Annotated in this window: 13 protein-coding genes and 2 tRNA genes; 4 read left to right on the top strand and 11 right to left on the bottom strand. The window is 67.6% G+C overall.

Going from position 1 to position 14,135, the window contains the following annotated elements; all coding sequences use genetic code 11:
• Positions 1-26 precede the first annotated feature (26 nt).
• Positions 27-2,093, top strand: coding sequence for a M3 family metallopeptidase (locus GZ64_RS0102100; RefSeq protein ID WP_036330943.1), 2,067 nt, complete (start codon positions 27-29; stop codon positions 2,091-2,093).
• 4 nt (positions 2,094-2,097) lie between these two features.
• Complete coding sequence (locus GZ64_RS0102095; protein ID WP_051667807.1) at positions 2,098-2,595, top strand: GyrI-like domain-containing protein; 498 nt, start codon at positions 2,098-2,100, stop codon at positions 2,593-2,595.
• A gap of 13 nt (positions 2,596-2,608) precedes the next feature.
• On the opposite strand, the gene GZ64_RS18880 is transcribed toward GZ64_RS0102095, so the two are convergent.
• The 11 genes from GZ64_RS18880 to GZ64_RS0102040 form a co-directional block, all read right to left on the bottom strand.
• Complete coding sequence (locus GZ64_RS18880) at positions 2,609-3,133, bottom strand: NUDIX hydrolase (protein ID WP_197020495.1); 525 nt, start codon at positions 3,131-3,133, stop codon at positions 2,609-2,611.
• Positions 3,134-3,159: 26 nt separating this feature from the next.
• Positions 3,160-4,428: an ATP-dependent Clp protease ATP-binding subunit ClpX gene (gene clpX, locus GZ64_RS0102085; protein WP_029264952.1), complete on the bottom strand. Its 1,269-nt coding sequence runs from the start codon at positions 4,426-4,428 to the stop codon at positions 3,160-3,162.
• A gap of 176 nt (positions 4,429-4,604) precedes the next feature.
• Positions 4,605-5,456, bottom strand: coding sequence for an aldehyde dehydrogenase family protein (locus tag GZ64_RS0102080; RefSeq protein ID WP_021201507.1), 852 nt, complete (start codon positions 5,454-5,456; stop codon positions 4,605-4,607).
• The gene (locus GZ64_RS0102075; RefSeq protein ID WP_021201508.1) at positions 5,453-6,895 is read right to left on the bottom strand and encodes an aldehyde dehydrogenase family protein; all 1,443 of its coding nucleotides are present in this window, start codon (positions 6,893-6,895) and stop codon (positions 5,453-5,455) included. Before GZ64_RS0102075 ends, GZ64_RS0102080 begins: the two co-directional genes overlap by 4 nt.
• Positions 6,896-6,908: 13 nt before the next feature.
• Entirely contained in the window at positions 6,909-7,910 is a 1,002-nt protein-coding gene (gene deoC / locus GZ64_RS0102070; protein WP_029258199.1) for a deoxyribose-phosphate aldolase, read from the bottom strand.
• Positions 7,907-8,842, bottom strand: a complete 936-nt coding sequence (locus tag GZ64_RS0102065) for a sugar-binding transcriptional regulator (protein ID WP_021201510.1) — start codon at positions 8,840-8,842, stop codon at positions 7,907-7,909. Before GZ64_RS0102065 ends, deoC begins: the two co-directional genes overlap by 4 nt.
• Before the next feature lie 152 nt (positions 8,843-8,994).
• Positions 8,995-9,636: an ATP-dependent Clp protease proteolytic subunit gene (locus GZ64_RS0102060; RefSeq protein ID WP_021201511.1), complete on the bottom strand. Its 642-nt coding sequence runs from the start codon at positions 9,634-9,636 to the stop codon at positions 8,995-8,997.
• A 20-nt stretch (positions 9,637-9,656) separates the two neighbouring features.
• Positions 9,657-10,253, bottom strand: a complete 597-nt coding sequence (locus GZ64_RS0102055) for an ATP-dependent Clp protease proteolytic subunit (protein ID WP_017830295.1) — start codon at positions 10,251-10,253, stop codon at positions 9,657-9,659.
• 81 nt (positions 10,254-10,334) lie between these two features.
• Positions 10,335-10,829, bottom strand: a complete 495-nt coding sequence (locus tag GZ64_RS0102050; RefSeq protein ID WP_021201512.1) for a tetratricopeptide repeat protein — start codon at positions 10,827-10,829, stop codon at positions 10,335-10,337.
• 70 nt (positions 10,830-10,899) lie between these two features.
• Positions 10,900-12,405: a trigger factor gene (gene tig, locus GZ64_RS0102045; protein ID WP_029264951.1), complete on the bottom strand. Its 1,506-nt coding sequence runs from the start codon at positions 12,403-12,405 to the stop codon at positions 10,900-10,902.
• A gap of 63 nt (positions 12,406-12,468) precedes the next feature.
• Positions 12,469-12,542 (bottom strand) — tRNA-Pro (locus tag GZ64_RS0102040).
• 109 nt (positions 12,543-12,651) lie between these two features.
• Here GZ64_RS0102040 and GZ64_RS0102035 point away from each other — a divergent pair.
• Both GZ64_RS0102035 and GZ64_RS0102030 read left to right on the top strand, forming a co-directional pair.
• Positions 12,652-12,722, top strand: a tRNA-Gly gene (locus tag GZ64_RS0102035).
• Between the two features lie 142 nt (positions 12,723-12,864).
• On the top strand, positions 12,865-14,097 hold the full coding sequence (locus GZ64_RS0102030; RefSeq protein WP_136025454.1) for a hypothetical protein: 1,233 nt from the start codon (positions 12,865-12,867) through the stop codon (positions 14,095-14,097).
• Positions 14,098-14,135: the final 38 nt, after the last annotated feature.

The following is a 14,135-nucleotide window of genomic DNA, read 5'->3' as shown; positions in this document are numbered from 1 at the left end:
ACAGCCGGGGTGGATAGGCTCGGAAGATGACCGACGCCACGAATCCGCTGCTGCAGCCGTCGACGCTCCCCTACGGCCTCCCGGACTACGGCGCGATCCGGCCCGAGCACTACCTCCCCGCGTTCCAGGCGGGTTTCGAGGAGCAGCGTCGCGAGATCGCGCGCATCACCATGGTGCGCTCGATGCCGACGTTCGAGAACACGCTCGAGGCGCTGGAACGATCCGGCGAGCTCCTCGACCGCGTGGCGCACACCTTCTATACCGTGAGTTCGGCCGATGCGACGCCCGAGATCCAGGCGATCGATGAGCAGCTGGCACCGCTCATGGCCGCGCATCAGGACGCGATCACGCTCGACGGCCAGCTCTACTGGCGGGTGCAGCACGTGTACGACCAGCGTGACTCCCTGGATCTCGACCCTGAGCAGCGCTACCTGGTGGAGCGCCACCACCGCGAGATGACCCACGCGGGTGCGGGTCTCGACGACGAGGCCAAGGTGCAGCTGACCGCACTGAACCAGAAGCTCTCGACGCTGACGAACACGTTCGAACGCAACCTCCTGAACGACACCAACGACCTCGCCGTGGTCTTCGACACCGCCGACGAGCTCGACGGGCTGAGCGCGGGAGAGCTGTCCGCCGCCGCGCGCGCGGCAGCGGACAGGGGCCTCGACGGCAGGTACCTGATCACCCTGCCGCTCTTCACCGGGCATCCTGCACTGGCACAGCTGCGCGTACGGGAGTCGAGGCGGCGCATCATGGCCGCCTCGCTCGCGCGCGGATCCCGGGACAATGCCAACGACAACCGAGGGGTGCTCCTCGAGATCGTGCGGTTGCGGGCGGAACGCGCCACACTGCTCGGCTACGACTCGCACGCCGCCTACATCACCGCCGACGAGACCGCTGGAACTCCGGATGCCGTCGAAGAGATGCTCCGTCGCCTCGCAGCCCCGTCCGCGCGCAACGCCCGTGCCGAGCACGCGGCCCTCCAGGCGATCGTCGACGAGACCGAGGCAGCACCCTTCCCGGTCGAGGCGCATGACTGGGCTTTCTACACCGAACGAGTGCGTACAGCCAGGTACGACATCGACTCCAGTGCGCTGCGCCCCTGGTTCGAGGCAGAGCGCGTCCTGCAGGAAGGTGTCTTCTTCGCGGCGACCCGACTCTACGGCGTCACCTTCTCCGAGCGAGACGACCTCGCCGCGTACCATCCCGGCGCACGCGTGTTCGAGGTGCGCGATGAGGACGGCACCGCGGTCGGCCTGTACGTGCTCGATCTGTACACCCGGGACTCGAAGCGTGGCGGCGCGTGGATGAACGCGATCGTGAGCCAATCGCGCCTGCGCGGCACGGCTCCCGTCGTCGTCAACAACCTGAACGTGCCGCTTCCGGGAGATGGCGAGCCGACGTTGCTGACTCTCGATGAGGTGACCACGCTGTTCCACGAGTTCGGGCATGCGCTGCACGGACTCTTCGCGACCGTGACCTACCCACACTTCGCCGGGACGAATGTGTTCCGCGACTTCGTGGAGTTCCCGAGCCAGGTCAACGAGATGTGGATCCTGTGGCCTGAGGTGCTCGACAACTACGCACGCCACCACGAGACCGGTGCGCCGCTCGACCCCGCGATCGTGGAGCGCCTGCGAGCGACCGAGACGTTCGACCAGGGGCATGCCACCAGCGAGTATCTGGCGGCGGCCTGGTTGGATCAGGCCTGGCATCGCCTCGGCACCGACGTGCAGGTCACCGACGTCGCCGCGTTCGAGGCTGCCGCATTGGCGGACATCGGCCTGGACGACCCTGCCGTCCCGACACGGTACTCGTCGACGTACTTCGCCCACGTCTTCTCCGGCGGGTACAGCGCGGGCTACTACTCGTACATCTGGAGCGAGGTGCTCGACGCCGACACGGTCGAGTGGTTCCGCACGAACGGCGGCCTCACCCGGGGCAACGGCGACCGGTTCCGTCGGCGTCTGCTCGGGGTGGGCGGCTCGAAGGATCCGCTCGACGCCTACCGCGACTTCCGTGGCCGCGATGCCGAGATCGAACCGCTCCTGAAGCGCCGTGGACTGGGCGACGGAGTCGTGAGACTCTGAGCGCATGAACGCATTCCCTGAGTCCCCATTCGGTCCCGCGGACCGCCTCGACCTCGACGCCGTCCCCCTCGCGGTGATCCGCCACAACGGCATCCGTCTGGCCGACACCCAGGAGGCATTCGACGCCGGCTACTCGGCGATCGCGCTCACCTTCGCCGGAGACGTGCTGGTCCCGACCGGCCCCGCGCTCGCGATCTATCACGGAGATCCGATGGACGTCTTCGACCTCGAACTCGGCTTCCCCGTGCAGACTCCCCCGGAGAACCCGATCCCCACGGCCAGCGGGCGCGTCATCGTCGCCTCAAGGCTGCCCGCGGGCCCTGCGGTCGCGACGACCCTGTTCGGCTCCTACGAGGAACTCGGCGGCGCCTGGGGTGGTCTCGTCGAGCGTGCAGGCGCCCAGGGGCTCCGTCCCGGCGGCGTCTGGATCGAGATCTACGTGTCCGACCCGAGCACCACCCCGTCAGAGCTGCGCACCGATCTCGTCATGCCGACCGCCTGAGGTCATCAGACGTCTACGGGATCGGCGGGACGCATCGTCCGAGCTGCTCCATCGCTTTGTACCAGGTGAGCTGGTGGTAGCTCTGCGAGAGGCGGTCGCCGAGTCCGTCCAGTGACAGCACGTGCACGGCGATCGACTCGCTGTCGTCGAGCGACTGCTCCGCGATGCGCGTGCATCCGCGAGCGAGGAAGTGATGCACGCGGTTGGTGTGGTTGCCGAAGTTCGCCCACGTCGCACCGAGGTCGATGAGCTCATCTGCCACGAAGCCCGTCTCCTCCAGGAGTTCGCGGGCGGCCGCATCCTCCGGAGCCTCGCCAGGCTCTACTCCCCCGCCGATCGTGCCGAGCGCCACGACGCGGGCACCGTGCCGATATTCCTCCACCAGGATGGCATCGTCGTTCCGGTCGAGGGCGAGGACCGAGATCCAGTCGCCGTACTCCAGCACGTAGTACGGGGCTATCGAGCGCCCGCTCACGTCTTCGCAGCTGTCCTCATGCAGTCGGATCCATCGGTCGGCGACGAGAGTCTTCCTCGCCACCGTCTTCCAGGGAACCGGCTCCGCGCTCACGCGCTCTTGCGCTTGCGCTCCATCACGATCGTGGGCGGTGCGCCTTCGTCGACGGCTGCACGGGTGACGATGACCTTGGCGACGTCTTCCGCCGAGGGGATCTCGAACATGATGGGTCCGAGCACGTCCTCCAGGATCGCCCGGAGTCCACGGGCACCGGTCTTGCGTTCGACGGCCAGGTCGGCGATGGATCGCAGCGCATCTTCTTCGAACTCGAGCTGCACGCCGTCGATCTCGAACATGCGCTGGTACTGCTTCACCAGTGCATTGCGCGGCCCGGTGAGGATGTCGATCAGTGCATCCTGGTCGAGCGGCGACACGTTGGTGACGACCGGCAGACGGCCGATGAACTCGGGGATCAGCCCGAACTTGTGCAGGTCTTCCGGGAGCACCTCGCTGAACAGGTCGAGGTCCTTGCCCTTGTCGTGCAGCGGGGCACCGAAGCCGATGCCGTGCTTGCCGACGCGCGCCGAGACGATGTCTTCGAGACCGGCGAAGGCCCCGGCGACGATGAACAGCACGTTCGACGTATCGATCTGCAGGAACTCCTGATGCGGGTGCTTGCGGCCGCCCTGCGGAGGGACCGAGGCGACCGTGCCCTCGATGATCTTCAGGAGGGCCTGCTGCACACCCTCGCCCGAGACGTCGCGGGTGATCGACGGGTTCTCGGCCTTACGGGCGATCTTGTCGACCTCGTCGATGTAGATGATGCCCTGCTCGGCGCGCTTGACGTCGTAGTCCGCGGCCTGGATGAGCTTGAGGAGGATGTTCTCGACGTCTTCTCCGACGTAGCCGGCCTCGGTCAGCGCCGTGGCGTCGGCGACGGCGAAGGGGACGTTGAGGCGCTTCGCGAGCGTCTGCGCGAGGTAGGTCTTGCCGCAGCCGGTCGGCCCGATGAGCAGGATGTTGCTCTTGGCGATCTCGACCTCTTCGGCCTTCTGCTCGGCCGTCTGCAGGGTGCCGTGTGCCCGCACCCGCTTGTAGTGGTTGTAGACGGCGACGGCGAGAGCGCGCTTGGCGGGCGCCTGCCCGACCACGTACTCCTCGAGGAAGGCGAAGATCTCACGCGGCTTCGGGAGCTCGAACTCGGCGACCCCGTCTGCGGACGACTCGGCCATCCGCTCTTCTATGATCTCGTTGCACAGCTCGACGCACTCGTCGCAGATGTACACGCCGGGGCCGGCGATTAGCTGCTGGACCTGCTTCTGACTCTTTCCGCAGAAAGAGCATTTGAACAGGTCAGCGCTTTCACCGATGCGGGCCATGCGCGTCCTCCTAGGGGGGATCAGAGATCGTTCTTCGAGCCTAACCTCTGCATACGACACCGGGCCGCATTGAGGGCATTCGACATCGGATCGCGAAACGATGAAGGGGCCGGGAGCCTTCAGCTGCCCGGTCGTGGGCGAAGGCTCCCGACCCCCTCATGAGGTCGTCAGGACGGTCAGACCATGCTCTTGGTGTGCCAGACGGTCTTCACCTCGGTGAAGGCACCGATCCGCTCCGGCGAGGCGACGACGTCTCCCGGGGCGAGCACCCGCTTGAGCGTCTCCGCCGCGGCGATCTGCATGTCGACCCAGTCGAGAGCGCCGGCTCCGGCCAGGTCGAGAGCGTTCACGTCCTGGTGCGAAGCCAGCCACGGAGCGATCTCCGCGGGCGAACCCGTCAGCACGTTCACGACTCCGCCCGGGACGTCGCTGGTGGCGAGGACCTCGGCGAGGCTGATGGCCGAGAGCGGGTGCTGCTCGCTCGCGACGACCACAACCGTGTTCCCGGCGACGAGGGCCGGAGCCACGACCGACACCAGACCGAGCAGCGCCGAGTCCTGCGGGGCGACGATCGCCACGACACCGGTCGGCTCTGGCACGGAGATGTTGAAGTACGGCCCCGACACGGGGTTCGCGTTGCCCGCCACCTGTGCGTACTTGTCGCACCATCCGGCGTACCAGACCCAGAGGTCGATAGCTTCGTCGACCTGCGAGGCCGCGGCCGCGGACGACACGCCCTCCTGAGCCGCGATCTCGTCGATGAACTGCGCACGACGCCCCTCCAGCACCTCCGCGACGCGGTACAGGACCTGGCCGCGGTTGTAGGCGGTCGCACCGGACCAGCCCTTGACGGCGGATCGGGCGGCGACCACGGCGTCGCGGGCGTCCTTGCGGGAGCCCTTCGCGGCGTTCGCGAGGAAGGCCCCCTTCGGCGTGAGCACCTCGTACGTGCGGCCGGACTCGCTCCGCGGGAAGGCCCCGCCGATCGCCAGCTTGTACGTCTTCGGAACAGTCAGTCGCTTGCTCATGCTGCGGCTCCCTTGAGGTAGGCGGTGAGACCCTGGCGACCGCCCTCGCGGCCGAATCCGGACTCCTTGTACCCGCCGAACGGGCTCGACGGGTCGAAGCGGTTGAAGGTGTTGGCCCAGATCACGCCGGCACGCAGGCGGTCGGCCACAGCGAGGATGCGCGATCCCTTGTCGGACCAGATCCCGGCGGAGAGACCGTAGGGCGTGTTGTTCGCCTTCGCGATCGCCTCGGCGGGCGTGCGGAAGGTGAGCACCGAGAGCACCGGGCCGAAGACCTCGTCGCGGGCGATGCGATGCGATGCCTCGACACCGGTGAAGATGGTGGGTGCGAACCAGAAGCCCTGCTCCGGAATGGCGCAGTCGGCGGTCCAGCGCTCGGCGCCCTCGGCCTCGCCGATGTCGCTGAGCTCGCGGATACGGGCCAGCTGCGCAGCGGAGTTGATCGCACCGATGTCGGTGTTCTTGTCGAGGGGGTCGCCCAGACGCAGGGTCGACAGACGCGTCTTGAGCCTGTCGACGACCTCGTCGTGGATCGACTCCTGCACGAGCAGACGACTGCCGGCGCAGCACACGTGGCCCTGGTTGAAGAAGATCCCGTTCACGATGCCTTCGACCGCCTGGTCGATGGGGGCGTCGTCGAACACGATGTTCGCCGCTTTCCCGCCGAGCTCCAGCGTCAGCTTCTTGTGGGTGCCTGCCACGGCCCGTGCGATGTCACGGCCGACACCGGTCGAACCGGTGAAGGCGACCTTGTCGACGTCCGGGTGGCGCACGAGGGTGGAACCGGTGGCTCCGGCACCCGTCACGATGTTCACGACACCCGCCGGCAGGTCGGCCTGCTGCAGGATCTCCGCGAAGATCAGCGCCGTGAGGGGCGTGGTCTCTGCGGGCTTGAGCACGACCGTGTTGCCCGCGGCGAGGGCGGGAGCGATCTTCCACGCCAGCATCAGCAGAGGGAAGTTCCAGGGGATGATCTGACCGGCGACGCCGAGCGCGCGGGGGTCGGCACCGAGACCCGCATGGTCGAGCTTGTCCGCCCAGCCCGCGTAGTAGAAGAACCAGGAGGCGACGAGCGGCACGTCGACGTCACGGCTCTCCTTGATCGGCTTGCCGTTGTCGAGGCTCTCGGCGACGGCGAGCTCGCGAGCGCGCTCCTGCACGAGGCGGGCGATGCGGAAGAGGTACTTCCCGCGGTCGCGACCGCTCATCTTCGACCAGGTCTTCTCGTAGGCACGACGGGCGGCGGCGACCGCGCGGTCGACATCCTCGTCGCTGGCCGAGGCGATCTCGGCGATGTGCTTCTCCGTCGCCGGCGAGATCGTGTGGAACGGGGTGCCGGATCCGTCGACGAACTCGCCGTCGATGAACAGGCCGTAGCTGTCCTTGAGGTTCAGGATCGCGGTGGACTCCGGTGCGGGAGCGTATTCCAGAAATGACATGTTCGTCTTCCCGTCAGTCGATCGTGACGTAGTCGGGGCCCGAGTAGTGGCCGGAGCTGAGCTTCTGACGCTGCAGGAGCACATCGTTGAGGAGGCTGGATGCGCCGAACCGGAAGAGGTGCGGCTGCAGCCACTCCTCGCCCACCGTCTCGGCGACGGTCACCAGGTACTTCACCGCGTCCTTCGAGGAGCGGATGCCACCGGCCGGCTTCACGCCGATCTTCTCGCCGGTGCCGCGGTGCCAGTCACGCACGGTCTCCAGCATGAGAAGAGTCGTCGGAAGCGTCGCGGCGGGCTGCACCTTTCCGGTCGAGGTCTTGATGAAGTCCCCTCCCGCCAGGATGCCCAGCCACGAGGCGCGCTTGATGTTGTCGTACGTGTTCAGCTCGCCGGTCTCCAGGATCACCTTGAGCGAGGCGTACGAACCGTCCTCGCGGCGGCATGCTTCCTTGACCTGGGCGATCTGGTCGAACACGAGGCCGTAGCGGCCGGAGAGGAACGCCCCACGGTCGATGACCATATCGATCTCGTCGGCTCCGGCGGCGACCGCCTCAGCGGTGTCGGCGAGCTTGATCGCGAGAGACGAGCGCCCGCTCGGGAACGCCGTGGCCACCGCAGCGACGGAGATCATTCCGTCGTCGGGGTCGCCGTGCAGGCCGCCGAGCGCGGCGACGGCGTCGCCGACCATGTCGCCATAGACGCAGACCGCGGCGACCCGTGGAGTCGAGGGGTCTGCGGCGTCGGGGGTCTTCGCCTTGGCGACGAGCGAGCGCACCTTGCCGGGGGTGTCCGCACCCTCGAGCGTCGTGAGGTCGATCAGCTTGATGATCGTGTCGAGGGCCCACGCCTTCGAGGTGGTCTTGATGGAGCGGGTACCGAGCCCGGCAGCGCGCTGCTCGAGACCGACGGCATCCACACCGGGGAGTCCGTGCAGGAAACGTCGGAGGGTGGCGTCGTCGGGCTCTCCGCCCAGAACGTCCACCGCCGTCCTGCGGCTGAGTTCTTTGGTCGTCACTGTTCCTCCAACAATGCTCGTGCTGTGGTCTCATCGGTCACCAGAACGCCGCACAGGCCGCTGGTGACCACGGTTCGTGCGATGTCGTGCTTGGCGGGGCCCGCCGTGACGAAGATCGCGCGGGCGGCTCCGCGCAGACGATCGAGCGAGACGCCGACCGTTCGCGCATCGAGCTGCGAGTCGACGATGTTCCCCTCGGCGTCGACGTAGCGGCCGAGAACGTCTCCGACGGCGCCCCGACGCGCGAGCTCTTCCACGTCTTCAGCGCTGAGGTAGCCGTTCTCGACGTGCGCGGATGAAGCGTCGCACGGCCCTGCGGTGAACAGGAATGCCTGCGCCTCCGCTGCTTCTTCGAGCACGGCAGCGACGGTGCGGTCGGACTCGATCGCCTGCTTCGTCTCCACACGCTCGAGGATGGCCGGGCTCGGCAGCAGCGAGACCTGGCCAGACGCGCGCTGAGCGATCGTGACAGCGAGGCCTGCCGCCCCGCCGGAGCGCCGATTCAGGCTCACTCCCCCATTGAGCTGCACGACCGTCACGCCGTTCGCCCATCCATCCGGGAGCGCCTCGGCGACGGCGCGGAGCGTACGCCCCCAGCTCACCCCGAGCGTGCGGGGCACCGGCCGCAGTGCGGTCAGGAAGTCGGCGGCGGCCTGCGCCACCCGCTCGAGCGTGCCGTCATCGCCTTCCGGGGCCGGCACGACGACGGCGTCCGTCAGTCCGAATCGGTCGACCAGAAGCCGCTCGAGGCCGAGCCTGCGGGCGCGGGGATGCACGATCTCGATGCGCACGATGCCGCGTTCGCGAGCCTGCGTCAGCAGGCGGCCGACCTTCCAGCGGGAGATCTTGAGGAGTCCGCCGATCTCGTCCTGGGTCTTGTCCTCGTCGTAGTACAGCTCGGCGACGCGAACCATGAGCAGATCTTCTTCCACGGCATCCTCCTTCCTCTCCCAGAGTAGGCCCTCATCAGCGTTCGCGCATCATGATGCTCATATGCGCAATCGAGCGTGGGGGCTCTGCACATCCGCCGGGTACGACGAAGGGCGCCCGTCGTGATGACGGACGCCCTTCGGGATCGATCGGATCAGACGCGCTTGCGCGTCGTGAGGACCTGGTCGACGATGCCGTACTCCAGCGCCTGTGCGGCGGAGAGGATGTTGTCGCGATCGATGTCGCGGTTCACCTGCTCCGGCGTGCGCTTCGTGTGGCCGGCGAGGGTCTCCTCGAGCCAGGTCCGCATGCGGAGGATCTCCGCGGCCTGGATCTCGATGTCGGAGGCCTGGCCGTGGCCCGCCTCACCCATCGCGGGCTGGTGGATCAGCACGCGGGCGTTCGGGAGCGCGAGGCGCTTGCCCGGCGCGCCGGCCGCGAGCAGCACGGCCGCAGCGGAGGCCGCCTGGCCGAGCACGACGGTCTGGATCTGCGGCGCGACGTACTGCATCGTGTCGTAGATCGCCGTCATAGCGGTGAACGAGCCACCGGGCGAGTTGATGTACATGGTGATGTCGCGCTCGGCATCCTGGCTCTCCAGGACGAGGAGCTGCGCCATGACATCGTCGGCCGACGCGTCGTCGACCTGCACGCCCAGGAAGATCACGCGGTCTTCGAACAGCTTGTTGTACGGGTCCTGGCGCTTGAATCCGTAGGCGGTGCGCTCCTCGAACTGCGGGAGCACGTAGCGGCTGGAAGGCAGGTCACCGGCTGAGCGGAAGGTGGGTGTGTACATGAGCGTCCTTTCGCTTTCCGTTACTCGGTGTCCTGGTCGGTTCCGCCGCCGCCGATGACGTCGGAGGCCGATTCGCGGATGTGGTCGACGAAGCCGTACTCGAGGGCTTCCTCGGCGGTGAACCAGCGGTCGCGGTCACCATCGGCGTTGATCTGCTCGACCGACTTGCCGGTCTGCGCCGCCGTGATCTCCGCGAGGCGGTTCTTCATCGACATGATGAGCTGCGCCTGGGTCTGGATGTCGCTCGACGTGCCGCCGAAGCCGCCGTGCGGCTGGTGCAGCAGCACCCGGGCGTTGGGCGTGATGTAGCGCTTGCCCTTGGTGCCGGCGGTCAGCAGCAGCTGACCCATCGATGCGGCCATTCCGATGCCGACCGTGACGATGTCGTTCGGCACGAACTGCATCGTGTCGTAGATCGCCATGCCCGCGGTGATCGAACCGCCGGGCGAGTTCACGTAGAGGTAGATGTCTCGCTCGGAGTCTTCTGCGGCGAGAAGAAGGATCTTCGCGCAGATCTCGTTCGCGTTCTCGTCGCGCACCTCCGACCCCAGCCAGATGATGCGGTCCTTCAGCAACCTGTCGAAGACGCTCGTTGCGAGGAGGGGTTCTGCAGCCATGTCAGCTCCTGATTCCGTGTTTCAGTGATTCGAATCTACCGGCGACAACGCGGCACCCAGGCCGTGTTCGCCGTCGGCATATCAGGTGTCGGCGTCCGCGATCTCGCGGGCATACGCCGTCATCGACCGGTGGTAGCGCGGCAGATGCGGGACCAGGGCGAGCAGCGCCACCGAGAGACCCTGCGCTGGTCGCCCCGCGCTTGCGAGGATGAGGGCGTGCACGCACGCGATGGCGTCACGGTAGGGACCGTCGGCCGACAGCTGCTCCTCGGCGCGGATCACGGCGAGGGCCTCGTCGTATTCGCCCAGATTCCGCAGCGAGCTCGCCATCTGGATCACGCATTGCGGGCGATGCTCAGCATCCAACCCCAATGCCAGCGCGCGCCGATACAGAACGATGGCTTCCGCGGGCCTTCCCGCGGAATCCCGCGCGCCCGCGCGTTCGAACTCGGCGCGGGCGTCACCTGCTCCGCGCTCGGCGGCGAGGGCGTCGATGCGGGCGATGGTGTCGTCACCGACCTCCTCACCCGTCGCATCGTCCCACACCTCGTCGATGCGCTCATCCCACGTCTTCATGATTGCCCTCCCTGGATGGAAAAGAGGGCGGATGCCGCAGCACCCGCCCTCTTCACTGGATCGTGTCCGATCACTCGGCCTTGTCGGCCGCCTTCTTGGCCGGAGCCTTCTTGGCCGGAGCCTTCTCAGCCGGAGCCTTCTTGGCGGCGGGCTTCTTGGCAGCCGGCTTCTCGGCCTCGTCAGCGTCATCGGCCTTCTTGGCCGGAGCCTTCTTGGCGGCGGGCTTCTTGGCCGGAGCCTTCTTGGCCGGCTTCTCCTCGGCGTCGGTGGACTCGGCGTCGGTGGACTCCGCCTCGTCGTCGGTGACGATGAAGTCGGACAGATCGACGGCCTTGCCATTGCTGTCGACGACCTTCACCTTGCCGAGCGCGATCGCGAGGGCCTTGTTGCGCGCGACCTCTCCGACGAGCGCCGGGAGCTGGTTCGAGGACTGCAGCGCCTCGACGAACTCCTGCGGAGCCATGCCGTACTGCGCAGCCGACTGGATGAGGTACTGGCTGAGCTCTTCCTGCGAGACCTGCACATCGGCCTGCTCGGCGATCGTGTCGAGGAGCACCTGCGTGCGGAACTGCTTCTCGCTCGCCTCGGTGACCTCGGCGCGGTGCACCTCGTCCTCGAGACGGCCTTCGCCCTCGAGGTGGTTGTGCACCTCGTCCTCGATGAGCTGCGGCGGAACGGGGATCTCGATCTGCTCGAGCAGCACCTCGACGAGCTTGTCGCGCGCGGCGGAACCCTGCGTGAAGACGCCCTGCTGAGCGACGCGCTCGGCCAGGCTCTCGCGGAGCTCGGCGATCGTGTCGAACTCGCTCGCGATCTGCGCGAAGTCGTCGTCGGCCTCGGGGAGCTCGCGCTCCTTGACGGCCTTGACGGTCACGGAGACCTCGGCCTCGGAGCCGGCGTGGTCGCCACCGACGAGAGCGGAGCGGAAGGTGGTGTCCTCACCGGCGGTGAGCGACTCGATCGCGTCGTCGATGCCCTCGAGCAGCTCGCCGGAGCCGATCTCGTAGGAGACGCCCTCGGCGCGGTCGATCTCGGCACCGTCGATCGTCGCGACGAGGTCGAGCTCGACGAAGTCGCCCTTGGCGGCCGGACGGTCGACCGGGACCAGCGTGCCGAAGCGCGCGCGCATGTTGTCGAGCTCGGCGTCGAGCGCGGCGTCATCGGCCTCGACGGCGTCGACCGTCACGGTGATGCCGTCGTAGGAGGGCAGCTCGATCTCGGGGCGGACATCCACCTCGATGTCGACGAGCAGGTCACCCGAGAAGTCCTTCTCGTTCGGCCACTGCGTGATGTCGGCAGCCGGACGGCCGACGACGCGCAGCTTGTGCTCGACCGTCGCCTCGCGGAAGAACTTGTCCAGGCCCTCGTTGACGGCGTGCTCGATGACGGCGCCACGACCGATGCGCTGGTCGATGATCGGAGCCGGGACCTTGCCCTTGCGGAAGCCGGGGATCTGCACGTCCTGAGCGATGTGCTCGTACGCGTGAGCGATGCTGGGCTTGAGGTCGTCCGGGGTGACCGTGATGGTGAGCTTGACCCGGGTCGGGGTCAGCTTCTCGACGGTGCTGTTCGCCATGCTGGTGTGTTCTCCTTGTGATTTCCGCTTCGATTCGCGGCTGTAAGGTCCGTGGGGGCTGTGTCGGGGCGACAGGAGTTGAACCTGCGACCTCCCGCTCCCAAAGCGGGCGCTCTACCAAACTGAGCTACGCCCCGGGGAATCCGCACGCGGATTCAGCCCCACCGAGTCTAACGGACCGGAGCATGCGCCAGAGTCCGGTATAGTCGATGAGTCGGTACCGAACCTTTCCGAAGGTCCGGATCCGGGGCTGTAGCTTAGTGGTAAAGCCTTAGTCTTCCAAACTAATGATGCGGGTTCGATTCCCGTCAGCCCCTCCGCTCGAGAAGGCTCCCACCATCGGTGGGGGCCTTCTCGCATTCCCCGTGACCTTCTCCGGCTCGCGTCCGCCCGTCGAATACGCTGTCAGCATCGCTGCACGCAGTCTCCGACCGGAAGGCATCATCGAATGGACACGACGTGACCGACCAGTCCCGGCCGGACGCCGACACGCGCACGGCGCCGCTCCCCGGTGGGCACGTATTGCCCGTCGTGTTCTCCGCTGATCCCGCCGTTGCTGCAGCGGCGACGCCACGTCGGATGAGACGCACGGGCATCGCCGTCGGTCTGATCGGCGGAGCGGCCGTGATCGCAGGGCTGGCACTCACTCAGGTGACGGCGAACCTCGGGTACGACAACGCGCTGTCGCGATACGAGAGCACCGCCGAGGCGACGTCGACCACGAAGACGCAGGTCCGTGAGGCGATCGCGGACCTCCGCGCGGTCACCGGCGCGGCGGAACAGATCCTCGCCGGAGGAAACCAGCCGATCGCGGTGCCCGAGGAGGTCCAGGCAGGGCTCGCCTCAGCGCTCGCCGACGGCACCACCGCCGCCTCGGAGGCCGACGCCGTGGTCGCGACGGAGATCGCCGGGGTGGGCACGAAGCCGGGCTGGTTCTGGGAACTGTTCGGCGCCACGTCGGAGCTGGAACAGCGACGGCACGATCTCGACGTGCTGTCCGATGAGCTCGCCGTCGCCTCCACCGAGACGGCAGACGCGCATGAGGCTGTGGCGGAGAGTGGGGTGGCCGTGATCAACGCCGCCGGCGCGGCCGCTCCGGCGTTCGAGGCCGCGCACCTCTCCGCCCGCAACGAGGCCGTGATCGCCCTGCGCGCAGCAGCCGCCGATGCGACCGCCGCGACGACCATGGATGACAGCGAGGCAACCTCCTACCTCTCGCTGCAGGACGCGGCCGCGCACGTCGTCGCCACCGAGAGCGAAGAGCTGGCGGAGAAAGCGGGGCCGCTGCTGAACGCCCGGCTCGAGATCGAGGCGTTCGCCCGATCCCTCGCGCCCGGCGTGCTCCTCGACTTCGACTGGTCGCCGGTCGTGAGCGGCGCCGGCTACAACGGCAGCATGGGCGGGTACACGACCTGGTGGTGGGGCGAGTCCGGGCGCGCAACGATCGAGCTCTCGAACTCGGTCGCCGAGCAGTGGCCGGGCATCCGAAGCAAGGCGCTCGTCGCCCATGAGGTGGGGCACGCGATCAGCGTGAAGTGCCAGAGCATGTACGACTCGTCCACTCAGGACAGCATCGAGAAGTGGGCGACCGCGTGGGCCATCAGCATGGGCTACGCCGACGATGCCAACGGGGTGTGGGCGTACGGCTATCCCCCGCAGAACTACATCGACGCCGCAGCGGCCTGCCGCTGACGACGGTGTCCTGATACGGAAGAAGCCGCCGCGATGAC

Origin of the sequence: Microbacterium sp. Cr-K32, from assembly GCF_000708345.1 — a bacterium.
In the GTDB taxonomy this organism is placed as follows: domain Bacteria; phylum Actinomycetota; class Actinomycetes; order Actinomycetales; family Microbacteriaceae; genus Microbacterium; species Microbacterium maritypicum_A.
Note: the sequence above shows the minus strand (reverse complement) of the source record. Positions and strands in the feature narration are given on the sequence as shown.

Coding starts and splice junctions, on each gene's coding strand:
- GZ64_RS0102060 (WP_021201511.1), bottom strand. CDS start 9,636: ATGTACACACCCACCTTCCGCTCAGCCGGTGACCTGCCTTCCAGCCGC.
- GZ64_RS0102100 (WP_036330943.1), top strand. CDS start 27: ATGACCGACGCCACGAATCCGCTGCTGCAGCCGTCGACGCTCCCCTAC.
- GZ64_RS0102095 (WP_051667807.1), top strand. CDS start 2,098: ATGAACGCATTCCCTGAGTCCCCATTCGGTCCCGCGGACCGCCTCGAC.
- GZ64_RS0102075 (WP_021201508.1), bottom strand. CDS start 6,895: ATGTCATTTCTGGAATACGCTCCCGCACCGGAGTCCACCGCGATCCTG.
- GZ64_RS0102050 (WP_021201512.1), bottom strand. CDS start 10,829: ATGAAGACGTGGGATGAGCGCATCGACGAGGTGTGGGACGATGCGACG.
- GZ64_RS0102055 (WP_017830295.1), bottom strand. CDS start 10,253: ATGGCTGCAGAACCCCTCCTCGCAACGAGCGTCTTCGACAGGTTGCTG.
- GZ64_RS0102080 (WP_021201507.1), bottom strand. CDS start 5,456: ATGAGCAAGCGACTGACTGTTCCGAAGACGTACAAGCTGGCGATCGGC.
- tig (WP_029264951.1), bottom strand. CDS start 12,405: ATGGCGAACAGCACCGTCGAGAAGCTGACCCCGACCCGGGTCAAGCTC.
- clpX (WP_029264952.1), bottom strand. CDS start 4,428: ATGGCCCGCATCGGTGAAAGCGCTGACCTGTTCAAATGCTCTTTCTGC.